Annotated in this window: 14 protein-coding genes and 2 pseudogenes; 12 read left to right on the top strand and 4 right to left on the bottom strand. The window is 59.1% G+C overall.

Going from position 1 to position 15,419, the window contains the following annotated elements:
- Nucleotides 1–4: 4 nt before the first annotated feature.
- Together ACW4TB_RS25595 and ACW4TB_RS25600 are read right to left on the bottom strand one after the other, a co-directional pair.
- The gene (locus ACW4TB_RS25595; protein ID WP_100773696.1) at nucleotides 5–298 is read right to left on the bottom strand and encodes a putative quinol monooxygenase; all 294 of its coding nucleotides are present in this window, start codon (nucleotides 296–298) and stop codon (nucleotides 5–7) included.
- 188 nt (nucleotides 299–486) lie between these two features.
- Nucleotides 487–1,578, bottom strand: coding sequence for an NADH:flavin oxidoreductase/NADH oxidase (locus tag ACW4TB_RS25600; RefSeq protein ID WP_455828651.1), 1,092 nt, complete (start codon nucleotides 1,576–1,578; stop codon nucleotides 487–489).
- Nucleotides 1,579–1,662: 84 nt separating this feature from the next.
- On the opposite strand from ACW4TB_RS25600, the gene ACW4TB_RS25605 reads away from it, so the two are divergent.
- On the top strand, nucleotides 1,663–1,977 hold the full coding sequence (locus ACW4TB_RS25605; RefSeq protein WP_455828650.1) for an ArsR/SmtB family transcription factor: 315 nt from the start codon (nucleotides 1,663–1,665) through the stop codon (nucleotides 1,975–1,977).
- A gap of 30 nt (nucleotides 1,978–2,007) precedes the next feature.
- Here ACW4TB_RS25605 and ACW4TB_RS25610 read toward each other — a convergent pair whose 3' ends face one another.
- Entirely contained in the window at nucleotides 2,008–2,916 is a 909-nt protein-coding gene (locus ACW4TB_RS25610) for a LysR family transcriptional regulator (RefSeq protein WP_336848870.1), read from the bottom strand.
- A gap of 122 nt (nucleotides 2,917–3,038) precedes the next feature.
- Between ACW4TB_RS25610 and ACW4TB_RS25615 the strand changes: the two genes are divergently transcribed.
- The gene (locus tag ACW4TB_RS25615; RefSeq protein ID WP_455828649.1) at nucleotides 3,039–3,782 is read left to right on the top strand and encodes an SDR family oxidoreductase; all 744 of its coding nucleotides are present in this window, start codon (nucleotides 3,039–3,041) and stop codon (nucleotides 3,780–3,782) included.
- Nucleotides 3,783–4,125: 343 nt separating this feature from the next.
- Here the strand turns inward: ACW4TB_RS25615 and ACW4TB_RS25620 are convergent.
- Nucleotides 4,126–4,296, bottom strand: a pseudogene (locus tag ACW4TB_RS25620) (IS21 family transposase); the annotation flags it as partial.
- Between ACW4TB_RS25620 and ACW4TB_RS25625 the strand changes: the two are divergent.
- From ACW4TB_RS25625 to ACW4TB_RS25670, 10 genes and pseudogenes are all read left to right on the top strand, one after another.
- A pseudogene (locus ACW4TB_RS25625) lies at nucleotides 4,295–4,663 on the top strand (IS3 family transposase); the annotation flags it as partial. The pseudogenes ACW4TB_RS25620 and ACW4TB_RS25625 sit on opposite strands and share 2 nt — an antisense overlap.
- Nucleotides 4,664–4,874: 211 nt before the next feature.
- Nucleotides 4,875–6,590: a sensor histidine kinase gene (locus tag ACW4TB_RS25630; RefSeq protein ID WP_455828648.1), complete on the top strand. Its 1,716-nt coding sequence runs from the start codon at nucleotides 4,875–4,877 to the stop codon at nucleotides 6,588–6,590.
- A gap of 7 nt (nucleotides 6,591–6,597) precedes the next feature.
- Nucleotides 6,598–7,947: a sigma-54-dependent transcriptional regulator gene (locus tag ACW4TB_RS25635; RefSeq protein ID WP_455828647.1), complete on the top strand. Its 1,350-nt coding sequence runs from the start codon at nucleotides 6,598–6,600 to the stop codon at nucleotides 7,945–7,947.
- Nucleotides 7,948–8,320: 373 nt separating this feature from the next.
- Nucleotides 8,321–9,565 carry an ABC transporter substrate-binding protein gene (locus tag ACW4TB_RS25640; RefSeq protein ID WP_455828645.1) on the top strand — a complete coding sequence of 415 codons (1,245 nt, stop codon included), beginning with the start codon at nucleotides 8,321–8,323 and terminating at the stop codon, nucleotides 9,563–9,565.
- A 30-nt stretch (nucleotides 9,566–9,595) separates the two neighbouring features.
- Nucleotides 9,596–10,915 carry an ABC transporter substrate-binding protein gene (locus tag ACW4TB_RS25645; protein WP_455828644.1) on the top strand — a complete coding sequence of 440 codons (1,320 nt, stop codon included), beginning with the start codon at nucleotides 9,596–9,598 and terminating at the stop codon, nucleotides 10,913–10,915.
- Nucleotides 10,916–10,987: 72 nt separating this feature from the next.
- Entirely contained in the window at nucleotides 10,988–11,887 is a 900-nt protein-coding gene (locus ACW4TB_RS25650) for a branched-chain amino acid ABC transporter permease (protein WP_123722561.1), read from the top strand.
- Nucleotides 11,887–12,831 (top strand): branched-chain amino acid ABC transporter permease, encoded by a 945-nt coding sequence (locus ACW4TB_RS25655; RefSeq protein ID WP_455828642.1) that lies wholly within the window; start codon nucleotides 11,887–11,889, stop codon nucleotides 12,829–12,831. The genes ACW4TB_RS25650 and ACW4TB_RS25655 overlap by 1 nt, the downstream gene beginning before the upstream one ends.
- Complete coding sequence (locus ACW4TB_RS25660) at nucleotides 12,828–13,610, top strand: ABC transporter ATP-binding protein (RefSeq protein ID WP_455828641.1); 783 nt, start codon at nucleotides 12,828–12,830, stop codon at nucleotides 13,608–13,610. Before ACW4TB_RS25655 ends, ACW4TB_RS25660 begins: the two co-directional genes overlap by 4 nt.
- Nucleotides 13,607–14,254: an ATP-binding cassette domain-containing protein gene (locus ACW4TB_RS25665; RefSeq protein ID WP_455828640.1), complete on the top strand. Its 648-nt coding sequence runs from the start codon at nucleotides 13,607–13,609 to the stop codon at nucleotides 14,252–14,254. Before ACW4TB_RS25660 ends, ACW4TB_RS25665 begins: the two co-directional genes overlap by 4 nt.
- A 9-nt stretch (nucleotides 14,255–14,263) precedes the next feature.
- Nucleotides 14,264–15,418, top strand: a complete 1,155-nt coding sequence (locus tag ACW4TB_RS25670) for an iron-containing alcohol dehydrogenase (RefSeq protein WP_455828639.1) — start codon at nucleotides 14,264–14,266, stop codon at nucleotides 15,416–15,418.
- Nucleotide 15,419: the final 1 nt, after the last annotated feature.

A 15,419-nucleotide genomic window follows, 5' to 3' on the forward strand; every position in this document is an offset into this window, starting at 1 on the left:
ATCCTCAGGAGATGCGATACATTTTCGTGAAGGTGAGCTTTTCGGCAGCGCGTTCGATGAAGGGGAGCGCTGCCTGAAAATGCGGTGTCGCTTCGTGAGCAGTCAGCGCCGCTTCGTCCCGCCACTGCTCGATCATGTGGAAAGTGCGAGCCTGCTCGGCATCACGGTGGAAATCGTACTGGATGCAGTCCGCTTCGCTTCGGCTTGGGCCTTGCAGGCCCTGCAGCGTCTGCTCGAGCTCGACTTCGAAGCCGGCCTTGGCGACCAAGGTGGCAATCAGTGTCAGAGGGGCGGTCATCAAACCTCCTGTCTGTGTGCGATATGAAGAGGGAGCATTGGCTGGCACGGGTGTATCGAAGATGTCCATGCCGGCCATGCGGCCAAAAACCTGAATCCGGGTGAGAGCGCGACAACAATCTTGCCCACTTGGGCATTCGACCAAGTTGATAGCCCTAGGGCCACGCGAGCGCTCTCGCTCCGGCGGGATCACCTGTAGCGTTCAAGCCAATGGGCATAGGGAGCGGGCAGGGTCCAGGCAGCACGCTCTACACCCAGCGCCTGGGCGGCTGAATAGGACCAGTTAGGATTGCCCAGGTGCGCCCGGCCAATCATCGCCAGGTCCAGTTGACCACTTCTCACCGCTTCTTCGGCGACGCTCGGCGTGCCGAAGCCCCATGCCGAGGCCACCGCAATCCCCGCCTCGCGCCGTACGCGCTGGGTAACTTCGCCCATGAATCCGGGGGCCCAAGGAATGTTGGATTCAGGGATAGTGAACCCGATACTGACGCTGAGCAAGTCCAATCCACCATCCTTGAAACGACGTGTCAGTTCGATAGCCTCTGACAAGGTCTGCTCGTCCCGGCCGTCGTATTCGATGACACCCAGGCGAGCGGTGAGCGGCAAGTGCTCTGGCCATACTTCGCGAACCGCCGCCAGTGTTTCCAGCAGAAAGCGGCTACGGTTATCGAAGTTTCCGCCGTAGGCGTCGTCACGAAGGTTGGAGTGTTCAGAGAGGAATGACTGGGCCAGATAGCCATGGGCGAAATGCAGCTCCAGCCACTCGAAGCCGGACTCACGTGCACGGCGAGCGGCTGAGACAAAATCCTCGCGCACCCGGGCGATATCCTCCAGCGTCATGGCTTTGGGCAGCTTGGCGAGATGAGCGCCAAAGGCAACAGCCGACGGGGCGATGGTCTGCCAGCCACGTGCATCATCCTCGCCGATATGATCGTCACCTTCCCAAGGGCGGTTCGCACTGGCCTTGCGCCCCGCGTGGGCAATCTGGATACCTGGCACTGCGCCGGCAGCCTTGATCGATTGCACCACCGGCACGAAGGCGCGGGCGAGCTCATCATTCCAGATACCAGCGCAGCCAGGCGTGATCCGTCCTTCGGGGGACACGGCGGTCGCCTCGACGACCACCAGTCCCGCCCCGCCCCGCGCGAGGGTGGCATAGTGCACAGTGTGCCATTCGTTGATCAGGCCATCCTCCGCCGAGTACATGCACATTGGGGGAATCGCGATCCGGTTGCGAAGGGAAATATCCTTGAGCGTGAAAGGTTGGAACAGCGCAGACATCAGGTTTTTCTCCGAAATTTATATTTCCTTTTTTCGATAATATTCGAACTATAGGCATAGAGCAAACCCGTGTATGATTCGCTCATGCGCCCCTTCAAACACCTTCCTCTCAACGAATTCGTTCTTGAGCGTCTGTTTCACGCCTTGAGCGACCCTGTGCGCCTGGAGATTGTCCGGCGTCTCGCCGAGCTGGGAGAGGCCAGCTGTGGCGAGCTGGACGGTGGCCGAGCGAAGTCCACCATGTCCCACCATTTCCGGGTGCTGCGAGATGCCGGACTGGTTCAAACCCAGACCATCGGCACGACCCACATGAACTCGTTGCGTAGGGAAGATTTGAGTCACCGTTTTCCGGGCCTGCTGGAAACGATCCTGTCCCAGTACGACGAAAAAGGAAGATGAGGCTCACGGGTGTTTTTCCACACAACTCTTTCAGCGCGCGCTCTGCGCAAAAACACGCGGATCTGAGAAGCAGTTGACCAGGTGGTCGTACACCAGCCTCACTCTCGGTGCCACGGGCCCTGATTGCGGGCGATACATGATCAATTCGGAAGGCGGCGGGGCATCGTGTTGCATGACCTCGACCAGTCGCCCTTCAGACAGATAGGGTTCTGCCAGATAACCGGGCATTTGCCCAAAGGCGATTCCCGCCAGAACAATCTCTCGCTCGGTTTCTGGATCGTCGCAGGTAAATGCCGGGGAGGCAGGCAGGAACGTTTGCCCATCGGCAAGCACCCACGGCCAGGGGCGGCCGTTGTTGCGATCGATCAGCATCGACAGGGGCAAGCGTTTCAGATCCTCGATGCTGCCAGGGCATTGCACGGTGTCGAGGAGTGACGGCGCCGCGACGATTTTCAGGTCGACATGGGTCACCGTTCTGGCGATATAGCGCCGATCCCGCACAGCTCCGACACGAATACCGATGTCAATCTTGTTGGCCACCGCGTCGGTGAGCTGGTCATCCAGGCTCAGGTCGATGCTCAGGCCCGGATTCTCAAGCATCAGCGGCTTCAGAAACTCAATCAGATACAGCTTGCCAATGGCGTGGGGGGCCGTGATGCCGACGGCGCCTTTTACCTCCTGTTTACTGTTGGCGATAAACAACTGATCTACCCGATCCAGGGTTTCCCGGGCTTGCACGGCAAGTTTGGCACCAAAAGCGGTGACGTGAACCTGCCGCGTGCTGCGGTGGAACAACAGCTCCCCAAGCGTGCGCTCCAGTTCTTTGATGGCGCGTGTCACGGTCTGCGGAGAGGTGCCGAGACGGGTTGCTGCATCGCGAAACGTGGTCGATTGCGCCGCCACCGAAAAGATCCGAATCAGCTCCATGCGATTGAGCATTGGCGTCAACTCCCGTTGCAGAAAATGGAATTCTCAAATCCGAACTCTTCCATTTTCTGACGAATAAAACCAGCGCAGACTGCACTCATCAACCCAAACAGGTCTCAACAGGAGCGCTGAGCATGAGTAAAAACATCCAGGGTAAAGTGGTCGTTATCACCGGTGCGAGTAGCGGTCTGGGCGAAGCAACGGCGCGTCATCTGGCAGCGCTCGGGGCCCATGTGGTGCTTGGCGCCCGTCGCCAGGACCGTCTGGACGCGATTGTCCGGGAGATCGCCGCAGCAGGCGGCAAGGCGATTGCCCATCCGATAGATGTCACAAACAAAGAGGACTTGTCTGCGCTGGTCGCCAAGGCTGTCGAGGCATTCGGTCGCATCGATGTGATGATCAACAATGCAGGGCTGATGGCGATCTCTCCGATTTCGCAACTGCGCACCGAAGAGTGGGATCGCATGATCGACATCAACATCAAGGGCGTGTTATATGGCATTGCGGCCGCGTTGCCGCTTTTCGAACAACAGGCCGGCGGTCACTTCATCAACATCTCGTCGGTTGCCGGCATCAAGGTGTTCAGCCCCGGTGGATCGGTGTACAGCGGTACCAAATTTGCGGTGCGCGCTATTTCCGATGGCCTGCGTCATGAAGTCGGCGGGAATATTCGCACGACGACCATCGAGCCGGGCGCAGTGGATTCCGAGCTCAAGTTCGGCAGCGGGCACCAGCCGAGCGCCGAGGTTGTTGGCGAGTTTTACAAGAAGGCCATCCCGGCTGATTCGGTTGCACGGGCCATCGCATACGCGATCGAGCAACCTGTCGATGTCGACATCAACGAAATCGTTCTGCGTCCCACTGCGCAAGACTTCTGATAGGTACCCTTTGCCGTTTGCGCCCTTGCACAAAGGCACGGGCGTGAGCGACTAAGCTTTAGCGCTATTGAAATACTTCGAATGTCTAACCTGGAGCCAAACTCCCACGCAAGCCAACCGATTCGGTGATATCAGCGCGTTTGTCTTTGCTGTGAAGGCGGGAAGCTTTATCGCTGAGGCGACTGCACTGGGCCTGACCCGTTCGGCGGTGGGTAAAAGCGTTGTTTGCCTATAAGACCGGATGGGCGCACGATTGCTCAATCGCACGACGCGCAAACTGAGCCTGACGGACGAGGAGCAGATAGCCTGCGCTTGAAAGGCAAAATGAACTTAAAGTGCCAGTAAGCTGCGTAAACGGCGCGCCATTGCGCAGTGCTCCGGGTTTGCGTTCGAGGAGCGGGATGTAATGCTGTCAGTCATAACTGACCTGGTCTCGATCAAAGTGGCGCTCGAGGCTGGCAGTCATCGTGTCATCGGCGATGACAACCACCCGCGTGGGATACAGACGAATGCTGGCTATCGACGCGATGTTGATCGCTGTTTGGCGACGCAAGCCTCAGCAGCAAGTGATGATTCACTCGGATCAAGGCAGTCAGTTCAGCAGCTCGGATTGGCAAAGTTTCTTGAAGGCCAACAATGTAATCAGCAGCATGAGCCGGCGGGGAAACTGCCACGACAATGCCGTAGCCGAGAGCTTTTTCCAGCTTTTGAAGCGGGAGCGAATCCGACGAAAGATCTACACCACCCGTGAAGAAGCCCGAAGTGATATTTTCGATTATATCGAGATGTTCTATAATCCTAAACGCCGATACAGTAGTGCTATGCAGCTGTCTCCAGTAGAGTATGAGAAACGCTATTTCCTGAGCTTGGAGAGTGTCTAGGAAACCAGGGGCGATTCAGAGATCCGGTGCGAAGCTGTTGTAAACATCTTTGAAGGCAGCGCCGGTTTCAAGCCTTCTGCGGCCCTTCATGACCGTTTACAGCTTCGTGCCTTGGTAGCCGTATGATTGCCGCCGCTGCTTATGCTAATAGACAGATACAAGCTGTCGTCCCTATGCTGGCAGCGACTTTATAAAAATAATCAAAAAATCCATGAACCGCACTGCTTACTTCTGCTTGCTACGCAAGTGGTTCGCCCGGCCGCACAGCAGCCTGGTGGCACGCTATACCTTGCTGTCCGTCTTTGTGATGAGCATCGCCCTCATTATGCTGGCAGTGCTCTATGAGCAATTGGCCAAAGATTTGCTCAATCGCTTGACTGGTGAACGTCTGGACGCCCAGGCCTTGTCCACGGCGAACCGCTTGTCGTCGTTTCTCGATGATCGTTTTTACCAGGTCTCGGCATTGTCCAATCACCCGAACATGCCGGGGTTCATTGCCGATCAGTCCGCCCCCGGCAGTGACGTGGAGTCTTTGCTCAAGATCGAAGCGGATTTGCCGTTCCTGTATGGCGTGTTGTTTTTCGATGAACAGGATCATTTGGTCAGCGTGCTGCCGGGGCAAGCCGCCTCTGGAGAGCCCTATTGGACCAACACTCATTGGTCTATCGCCGGGCTGCCGATCCAGTGGGTCGGTGATATCGAAGTGATCGGACCATTGCTGGCCGAACCCGGGCGCTCGGGTGGTTTCTTGATCCGCAAGACCATCCGCAATGGTCGCACCGATCACCGCGTGCGCATCGCCTTGCACCTGCGCCTTGCATCGCTCACCGAGTTGCTCGTCAGTGGCGGGATGAGCGGGGTGGTTTCGCCGTTGCTGCGGGTGCCAGGCGGTGCCTTTATCGACCCCACCGGGCGCGCGGTCGAGGCGCCGAATCAGTGGCATGACGGCCCGCAGATAATTCCCGGTTGGCAACTGGTGTTCAGTGTACAGCCTGGGGCCATCCTCAAGCCGTTGAACGATGCACGCTGGTGGTTGTACTGGATAGCTGCTGGTTTTATCGTGTTTATCCTCATAGTGTTTTTTACCCTGTCCCGACAGTTGCGCTCGCGGGTCAGCACCTTGTTACAGGGCGCTCATCAGTTGTCCATGGGCGACCTGAGTTATCGCCTGGCTGAACAGCCCCGTGACGACGAAATCAACCATGTAGCGCGGGCGTTCAATGTAATGGCCGCACGCTTAGCGGACGTGCTGGAAAACACTGTGCGGACAGAAAATCTCGCGGTGCTGGGGGCCTTTGCCACGGGCGTGGCCCATGAGGTGCGCAATCCCCTAACAACCATGAAAACTACAGTGCAAGCCTTGCTGCGCCGAGAAGAAGAACCCGAGCGACGCCACTTGCTGAGCGACCTGGGTAAGGAAATCGACCGCTTATCCCATGTCACCAGCGATCTATTGGAATATGGAAGACCTCACCCGGCTCAACCCGAGTGGGTTGCCGTGGCGCCGTTGTTCGAGCAGATCGTCCGGCTGGCAGGGCCGGACGACCCGCAATTGCTGTGCGAAACAGAACCAGGCTTGCAGCTTTACGTCGACCCGGACCAAATCCGGCAGATCCTGGTCAACCTTTGTTTGAATGCCTTCCAGGCCTGCAACAACCAGAGCCCCGTGCGCCTGTGCGCCAAAGTATGGGGCGGGCAGGTGCGAGTCATGGTCATTGACCAGGGCTGCGGTATCTCCGAGGCGGACTTGCAGCGCATCCGCCAACCGTTTTTTACCTCCAAGGCGCGGGGTACCGGGCTGGGCTTGAGCATCAGTCAGCAACTGCTGGAAGCCAACGGTGCGCGCATGGACATTATCAGTACGCTTGGCGTAGGGACTCAGGTGATCCTGGACTTCCCCGCGCCCCCAGGGAACGAGGCGAAGTAAACCACCGATGACTGACATTCACGTTTTGATAGTAGATGACGAAGAGGCGCTGGTGCGCTCCCTCAGCTATGCCCTACGCGGCGAAGGAATGCGCATCAGCACGGCCGGCAGTGGTGAGGCAGCGCTGGAGCTGTTGGCGGGGGGGACCACCGGCATCGATATCGTGCTGCTCGACCTCGGTTTACCGGGCATCGATGGCCTAGCCACGTTGGACGGTATACGCCAGCTTCACGCACGACTGCCGGTGATCATGATTTCCGCTCACGGTGACACCCGCGCCGCCGTACAGGCAGTGAAAAGCGGCGCCACTGACTACCTTACCAAACCTTTTGAACTCGACGACCTGCTGGCGACCATCGCCAGCACCTTGTCATTGGCCAGATGCGAAGAACCCGCAGTGGCGGTGAGTGATGAACTGGCCGCTGGCCTGCTCGGCCATAGCCCGGCGATGAGCACTTTGCACGCAGCGGTGGGGCGCATTGCCCGTAGTTCAGCGACGCGGATTTTGTTGCTTGGAGAATCCGGCACGGGGAAGACTTTGGTCGCACAAGCCCTGCACAACCATAGCGGGCGGGGCGGGCAACCGTTCATCGAGGTCAACTGCGCAGCATTGCCGGAGCAGTTGATCGAGGCAGAGTTGTTTGGTTCGGAAAAAGGCGCGTATACCGGTGCTCACCAAAAGCGTGCCGGGCTGGTCAGTCAGGCTAATGGCGGCACGCTGTTTCTCGATGAGATCGGCGAATTGCCGCTGACGCTTCAAGCCAAGCTTCTGCATTTTCTTGAGAACGGCAGCTACCGAGCCGTGGGCGCCAGTGCCGCGAGTAGCGCGGATGTGCGGGTGGTGGCGGCGACCAATCGGGATCTGGCCGATGACGTGCAATCGGGACGGTTTCGTGAGGACCTGTTCTATCGCCTGAACGTTATCACTCTGGATATCCCTTCACTGCGCGAGCGCGGTGATGACGTGCTGTTGCTGGCCCAGCATTTCGCCCGGCGCCAGGCTCTGGAGGAAGGTGTCGAGCCGATCCGCTTCCTGCCGGACAGCGCCCAGGCATTGGCCCGTCACCGCTGGCCGGGGAATGTGCGCGAGCTTAAAAACCTGGTAGAGCGCTTGACCATTCTGTCACCGGGGCAGGCGATCAGCGCGGCGATGTTGCCGTCACCGATGCAAGGCCTGCAGATCGAGCCATTGGTACTGGGCGAGCAGCTCGAGCTCGCCGAGCGCGATCTAGTCACCGATGCTCTGAGCCGCGCATCGGGCCATAAGGGCCTGGCAGCGAGCCTGTTGGGGATTTCCCGGCACGCGCTCAAGCGCCGTCTGCATCGCCTGGGACTGGATCGTTCGTCCGAGCGGTAACCGCTCAACAATGCGCGCAGGTTGAGCGCCAAGCGCTCAATACAATCGTCGCAAATCTCAGTAGCCGCTGCCGAGGCAAGTGGCTGCGATCAATTTCAAGCGCGCTCACCCCGGGCGCCCAGGTATGCCTGGCAGACTGCATTTCCAAGCTGGCGGCCGCTATGCGTCCGATCGCAGCCACTTGCCTCGGCAACTCCTACAAGCTTTTCAGCCTATCTGGCACACCCTTTGCTCTATCCCTCTGGCGAACTAACAAGAGGCGTTGCCAACGCCCTAAAGGATACTTATGTCACTGCCACGTCCATGGTTTTATTGCTCGCTCACAGTGTGCAGTCTTTTGCTGAGCGTTGTTGCTTCAGCTCAGGTCGGCCGCGTGGAGTTGGGCGCTGCCGCCTCTCAGGCGGACCTGACGATGGGCTGCCTTTACCCGATGACCGAGCGCGCAGCGATCTACGGCCAGGACAGCATCGCGGGGATCCAGATTGCCCTAGCCGAGTTGCAGGCTCAGCGCGAGGCCGGCCAGCAAGTGCCACGTCTGCGCGTGATCATCGATGACGATCAGTCCAAGGCTTCCTATGGCGTGGGCCTGGCGAAAAACTTCATCCACCAGGACAGTGTGCAAGTGCTGTGCGGTATGGTCTCGTCCGGTGTGGGGCTGGCGGTCAGTCAGTTGGCCAAGCACGAGAAAGTACTGATGATCGGCACCGACCATGCGTCCTCGCGCATGACCCTGGAAAACGGCCACCCGTACTATTTCCGCGTCACCAATGACACTTGGACCTCGATGGCCGCCGGTGCCCGCTACCTGCAAGCCTTGCAACAACAAACCGGATGGAAACGCTTGGCGTTCATAGGCCCGGATTACGAATACGGCCACGTGTCCCGCGATGACTTGCACGAGGCCTTTGCACAACTGGATGTCAAGTTCGAGGACGTCACCGAACTCTGGCCACGCTTGTATGAGCCTGACTATTCCGCCTATATCTCCGCTCTGGAACAAGCTAAACCCGACATCATCGTCTCGGCCCTGTGGGGCGGTGACTTCCAGGCCTTCGTCAAGCAGGCAGCAAGCACCCAGTTGTTCGCCACCTCGCGCCTGGCCAACTTCGACACCGGTGGAAACTACGATTTCCTGGTGTCCTTGGGCGACCAAGCTCTGCCGGGGCTGATCCTCTCGGCACGGCACCATAACAACTGGCCGGATACGCCGCGCAATCGCTCCTTTGTCGAGCGCTTTCAGGCCATCAATGGTCGCTACCCGACCTACGCCGCCGAAGGTGCCTACACCGGTGTCATGGTGTTAGCCAAAGCCTATGACAAAGCGCTGGGCAGCACCGACTCCCAGGAGTTGATACGTGCCTTGGAAGGCCTGGAAATTGCCTTGCCAGAAGATCCGCCCGGGTTCGTCTCAAGGATCGATCCGCAAACCCACCAGATTCAGCAGACCCAGGCAATTGGCACTCCGGTGCTCAACAACGATTACCCGCCCGCCAAGGTGATGCTGGGTAATTGGGTGGTGTATTCCGCCCAGGAACTGCAGCAGAACAGCGCAACCATCAAGCGTCGAATGAGCGCTGAAAGCCCTGACTCGAAAAAGAGTCGTCCCGAGAGTCCCTAGTCAATTCATCAATCGAAAGTGGAAGCACAGATGAACAATTATAAGAAAAACATACTGAAGCACCGTTTGACCCTCGCCATTACCGCTGGCGTGGCCCTGTCCATGGGCTCCTCAGCCATGGCTGCCGAGAACGGTAAGTTTCGTATCGGCGTGGTGACTTTCCTATCGGGCCCAGCAGCGGGGCCGTTCGGTGAGCCGTCCGCGAACGCCGCCAAAGTGCTGGTGGAAGGGCTAAACCAAGGCAAGCTCCCGGCGCCTTACAACACCATTGGTATCAACGGTGCCGAAATCGAGGTGGTGATCATCGACGAAGCGGGCGGCGCGGCTAAACAGGTCGAAGAGTTCCGCAACCTGGTGCAGCGCCAGAAGGTCGATGCAGTGGTGGGCTACATTTCCTCCGGCGACTGCCTGGCCATTGCGCCTGTGGCCGAAGAACTGGGCGCCATGACCGTGTTTTACGATTGCGGCACTTCTCAGCTGTTCAACGAAGACAAGACCCCGCAGTTTGTCTTCCGCACCGGCCTTGATGCGGCCGTGGACAATATCGGCGCCGCCCGTTACCTGACCAAGACCCGCCCAGACGCGCAGAAAATTGCCGGCATTCAGCAGAACTATGCCTTTGGACAGGACAGCTGGAAAGACTTCACCCACTCCATGGAGCAGTTGATGCCCAAGGCCAAGGTGGTCGAGTCGCAGATGCCTAAGGTCTTCCAGGGCCAATACGGCGCCGAGATTTCCGCTCTGTCGGTCAAGCGCCCGGACATCATCCACTCCAGCTTCTGGGGCGGCGACATGGAAGCGCTTGTGTTGCAAGCAAATGCCCGTGGTTTGTTGGAAGACGCCACCGCGGTCCTGACCTGCGGCGAGTCTGCCCTGGACCGCTACAAGGACCAGGCTCCCAAAGGCATGATCATAGGTGGCCGTGGCCCGTTTGGTGCGTTCGCGCCGGATAACGAACTCAATCGCTGGTTCAAGGACAAGTACCAAACCGCGTACAACACCGCCCCGACTTACCCAGCGAGTAAAATGGCCCAAGCCATTCTCGGCCTCAAGCACGCAGCTGAAAACGCCAAGGTTGAATCGGGCAAGATCCCCGCGCCGCAGGAAATCGCCAAGGCCTTCAAGGGCGCGACCTTTGAGTCGGTGTCCGGCACTGTGCAAATGGCTCGCGCCGGGGGGCATCAGGCGATGCAGGGTATTTCCTATGGCGAGTACCAATACGACAAGGCGAGCAAGAAAGGCAGCGTGCAAAACGTCATCGCCTTCTCGGGCGAATGCGTGACTCCACCCGACGGCACTACCGCCCTGGAATGGATCAAGGCTGGCTTCCCCGGTGCCCAGTGCAACTGATCAATCTCGATTGATTGTTCCGAAGTGGCGGCCCGTTCGGCATCGCCACCTTTATGCCAAGGTAGGACCTCTATGATGAGTCTTTTCGCGGTGCTGATTGACGGCACCATCTATGCCTCGTGGCTGTTTTTGGTCGCGGCAGGGTTGACGGTGATCTACGGGGTCATGCGGATCCTGAACATGGCCCATGGCAGTTTTTATGCCATTGGCGCCTACACCGCAGCTTCGCTGGTGGGCTGGTATTTCAATAATGGTATCGGCCCGGTCTGGGCCGGTTACCTACTGATGCTTGGCTGTGCCCTGGTGGCTGGGCTGATCGTTGGCCTGATTATCGAGCGCGGGCTGCTCAAGTTTATGTACGGCCGAGACGAAGTGCTGATGGTGATCATCACCTACGCGCTGCTGCTGGTGTTGGAAGACACCATGAAAATGATCTGGGGCGTGAACCCCTATTTTGCCTATCAACCCTATGCCGAAATGGGCCGTAGCGCCTTGGCCGGGCTGAAGGTTTCCAATTACGACCTGATGCTGGTAGGCGTGTCGCTGGTGCTTGGACTGGGCTTGTACCTGTGGCTGGAACGCACCAACCAGGGCAAGGTCCTGCGGGCTGTGATCCACGATCGTGAAGTGGCTATGGCCATGGGCGTCAACGTCAAGCGTATGTTCACCCTGGTCTTTGTGTTGGGCACCATGCTCGGCACCTTGGCCGGCGCCTTGACCGCTCCGGCGATTTCCGTAGCGCCGGGCATCGGCGTGGAGATTATCGTCCTGGCCTTCGCCGTGGTGGTGATCGGTGGCATGGGCAGTATCGAAGGCGCTGCGGTAGGCGCCTTGCTAGTAGGACTGAGCCGGGCGGCGGCGGTGCACTATGCGCCGGAATTCGAACTGTTTGTTATTTACGGCGTCATGGCGCTGGTTCTGGCGGTACGTCCGCAAGGACTGTTCGGCCGCGTGCTAGCGAGGAAAATCTGATGCGCATGGATAAAACCGAACTGATTGTGCTGGCGGTTGCAGCGCTGCTGGCCGCCGGTGGCTGGATTGCTCCCCAATGGCTGGTGTTTTTGCTGACCATGGCATTAGCCAAGGCCATGGTAGTGCAAGGCGTGGTGATGCAGATGCGCGCCGGACTGGTGACCTTTGGTCAGGGCTTGTTCTTCTGCGTTGGCGGCTATGCCGTGGGCATGAGTGGGCATTTCCTAAACATTACCGACCTAGCCTTGCTGCTAGTGATCGGCGTTGGCTCCGCGGTTCTATTGGCGATGATTCTAGGTCTGCTGATGACCCGCTATCGGGAGATTTTCTTCGCCATGCTGTCGTTGGCGTTCTCGATGATCCTCTATGGCGTGCTAGTGAAAAGCTCGGCCCTGGGCAGTACTGACGGCTTCAACGTCAAGGCCTGGACCCTGTTTGGCTGGTCGCCGGCCGCCGGGCAGGGACCGCTGGTATTGTTCATGATCATCGTTGCCAGTTCGGCGGTGCTGGCGGTGTTGCTGCATCGCTACAGCCGCAGCAATGCCGGGATGATGTGTGAAGCAATTCGTGAAAACGAAGTGCGTGTCGAATACCTCGGGCAGTCCCCACGCTGGGTGCTGTACATGAACTACGTAGCCGCCGCGGCCGTATCGGCATTGGGAGGTGGTTTCATGGGCTTGTCGGCCGGGCATATCGACCCGGAAATGGCCTACTGGATCACCTCCGGTGAGTTCGTGTTCATCGCCTTGCTCGGCGGCACCGCCCACGTGGCGGCACCCTTTATCGCCGCCATCGTGTTTGCCTTGGTGCGCACTTACGCCATCGAACTGGTGCCCCATAGCTGGCAGATGATTCTGGGCTTCACCTTACTGGCGATCATCGTGTTCCTGCCCAAGGGTTTGTGGAGCCTGTTTACCGGTAACGCCAAGAGGGCTAAAGCATGACCTGCATTCTCGAAACCCAAAGTCTGTGCAAGGAGTTTGGCGCCGTCACTGCAGCCAAGGACGTCAATGTGCGGATCAACAAAGGGGAAGTGGTCGGTGTGATCGGCTCCAATGGCGCCGGCAAGACCACTTTCATCAATATGGTCACAGGTTACTTGAAGCCGAGTCGGGGCGAGATCCTGTTCAATAACCAGTCGATCATTGGTCGCACGCCTCGAGCGATTACCCGCTCGGGCATGGCCCGCTCGTTCCAGGTCGCCCAACTGTTTGCGCAATTGAGCGTGCTAGACAACCTGCTGATTGCGGTGGCGGCGGCCGAAAGCCCGTTTCCAGCGCTGCTGGTGCCTATGCGCAGCGCCTCACGGATTGCCCGTGCCGACGCCATTCTTGTCGAGTTCGGCATACCGCAGTGGCGTGACACTCTGGTCACCGCGGTGCCGCAAGGGGTGCGCAAACTTATCGACATTGCCATGGCGTTGATTGGTGATCCGCAGATGTTGCTGCTCGACGAACCCACCAGCGGCGTTAGCGCCGAAGAGAAAACCGCGCTGATGGACACAGTGATGCGCGTCGTTGCCGAGCATCAAGTAACCGTGCTGTTCGTCGAGCATGACATGGACGTGGTACGCCGCTATGTGTCGCGCATTCTCGCGTTCTACAGCGGTGAAGTCCTGGCCGACGGCGCCCCGGAAGAAGTCTTGGCCAATGCGCAGGTGCAGGAGTTTGTCACTGGCGGCGCCAAAGCCCACGAAAAGGCGCAAAGGAGTGCCGTGAAATGAGCCTGGAAATTCGCAATCTCAATGTATCGATTGAAGGCATACCGATCCTCAATGACGTCTCGCTGTCCATCGGCCCCGGGCAAATGGTCGGTCTGATCGGCCACAACGGCGCCGGTAAGACCACCTTGATCCGCGCCATCATGGGTTTGTTGCCCACGGACTGCGGCGAGATGTTTTTTGACGGACATGACCTGCGCGCGCAGCCGGCTTTTACCCGCGCCGCAGCGGGTATCAGCTACTTGCCCGAAGACAGGCGCCTGATTCCGTCGCTGACCGTGGAGGAGAACATCATGCTGCCAGTGTGGGCCAACAAACTGGCCGACAGCAAACAGCGTTTGGACTGGGTCTACAGCCTGATTCCAGAGATCGCCCAGTTCCGTGACCGCAAGGCGATGCAGTTGTCCGGTGGCCAGCAGAAGCTGGTGGCCATGGCCCGGGCACTGATGCCGGGCAACCAACTGTTGATTCTGGACGAACCTTTCGAGGGCGTAGCGCCGGTCTTGTCCCGGCGTTTAAGCGAGGTGATTGCCAAGCTGGGCCAGGAAGGCCTGTGCGTGTTGATCTCCGAATCCGATGACACACATTCTGCCGACCTGGTCGATGCGTTGTTTCGCATCGAGCGCGGCAGCGTGACAGCAGGGTAGGGCAGATGTATGTCGACATTTAACTTTGAAACGACGCCACGTGTGATCTGTGAGATCGATGGCGCGTTGCGCCTGGGCACCTTATGCCGCGAGCTAAAGGCCGAGCGGGTATTGCTGGTCAGCGATCCGGGCTTGTTGCGCGCCGGTTTGCTGGATGCACCCTTGCGAGCCCTGCACGAAGCCGGGGTCGACGCGACATTGTACAGCGATGTGCAGGCCGATCCGCCGTCGGAATCGGTGCAGCACGCGGTGGATGCCGCCCGTAACTGCCGCGCCCAAGCAGTGATCGGCCTGGGCGGCGGCAGCTCCCTGGACACCGCGAAGTTGGTAGCCTTGCTCTGTGGTCGCGAGCAGGCGCTGGAGTCGATCTACGGTATCAACCTGGCCCAAGGCCCGCGTTTGCCATTGATCCAAGTGCCGACCACGGCGGGTACGGGCTCGGAAGTGACGGCGGTGGCGATTGTCACCACGCCCGGCAATGAGAAAAAGGGCGTTGTCAGCCCATTGCTGTATCCGGATATCGCGCTGCTGGATGCCCGACTGACCGTCGGTTTGCCGGCAGCCGTCAGCGCCATGACCGGTATCGATGCCATGGTCCATGCCATCGAGGCCTACACCAGCGTGCACAAGAAGAATGTGCTGTCCGATGGCCTGGCAATGCAGGCGTTGCGCCTGCTGGCGGGCAATCTGGATCGGGTCCTGGCGACGCCTGGGGATTTACCGGCCCGCTCCGACATGCTTCTCGGCTCGATGCTAGCAGGCATGGCCTTTGCCAACTCGCCGGTGGCGGCGGTGCATGCCCTGGCGTACCCGTTGGGCGGCCACTTCCATGTGCCCCACGGCTTGAGCAACGCCTTGGTGCTAGTGCCGGTGTTGAACTTCAATCGTCCTGCAGCCGAGGCGCTGTACGCGCAACTGGCGGCGGCGGTGCTGCCAGGGCAGCGCTTTGCCAGCGAGGCGTTGGCCTGTGATGCCTTTATTGAGTTCATGACCCGGTTGGTGGAACGCATGCCGTTTGCCCAGCGGCTACGGGACGTGAGCGTGACTGCCGACGACCTGGATCGCCTGACCGATGACGCGATGAAGGTCGAACGCCTGCTTATCAATAATCCGCGTCCGGTAACTCGCCAAGATGCCCGCGCCATCTATGCCTCGGTGCTGTAAA

The organism is Lelliottia jeotgali, from assembly GCF_977070485.1.

What these genes read in the sequence shown, in the direction of transcription:
- ACW4TB_RS25595 (WP_100773696.1), bottom strand. Translation starts at nt 298, where the DNA reads ATGACCGCCCCTCTGACACTGATTGCCACCTTGGTCGCCAAGGCCGGC.
- ACW4TB_RS25600 (WP_455828651.1), bottom strand. Translation starts at nt 1,578, where the DNA reads ATGTCTGCGCTGTTCCAACCTTTCACGCTCAAGGATATTTCCCTTCGC.
- ACW4TB_RS25605 (WP_455828650.1), top strand. Translation starts at nt 1,663, where the DNA reads ATGCGCCCCTTCAAACACCTTCCTCTCAACGAATTCGTTCTTGAGCGT.
- ACW4TB_RS25610 (WP_336848870.1), bottom strand. Translation starts at nt 2,916, where the DNA reads ATGCTCAATCGCATGGAGCTGATTCGGATCTTTTCGGTGGCGGCGCAA.
- ACW4TB_RS25615 (WP_455828649.1), top strand. Translation starts at nt 3,039, where the DNA reads ATGAGTAAAAACATCCAGGGTAAAGTGGTCGTTATCACCGGTGCGAGT.
- ACW4TB_RS25630 (WP_455828648.1), top strand. Translation starts at nt 4,875, where the DNA reads ATGAACCGCACTGCTTACTTCTGCTTGCTACGCAAGTGGTTCGCCCGG.
- ACW4TB_RS25635 (WP_455828647.1), top strand. Translation starts at nt 6,598, where the DNA reads ATGACTGACATTCACGTTTTGATAGTAGATGACGAAGAGGCGCTGGTG.
- ACW4TB_RS25645 (WP_455828644.1), top strand. Translation starts at nt 9,596, where the DNA reads ATGAACAATTATAAGAAAAACATACTGAAGCACCGTTTGACCCTCGCC.
- ACW4TB_RS25650 (WP_123722561.1), top strand. Translation starts at nt 10,988, where the DNA reads ATGATGAGTCTTTTCGCGGTGCTGATTGACGGCACCATCTATGCCTCG.
- ACW4TB_RS25655 (WP_455828642.1), top strand. Translation starts at nt 11,887, where the DNA reads ATGCGCATGGATAAAACCGAACTGATTGTGCTGGCGGTTGCAGCGCTG.
- ACW4TB_RS25660 (WP_455828641.1), top strand. Translation starts at nt 12,828, where the DNA reads ATGACCTGCATTCTCGAAACCCAAAGTCTGTGCAAGGAGTTTGGCGCC.
- ACW4TB_RS25665 (WP_455828640.1), top strand. Translation starts at nt 13,607, where the DNA reads ATGAGCCTGGAAATTCGCAATCTCAATGTATCGATTGAAGGCATACCG.
- ACW4TB_RS25670 (WP_455828639.1), top strand. Translation starts at nt 14,264, where the DNA reads ATGTCGACATTTAACTTTGAAACGACGCCACGTGTGATCTGTGAGATC.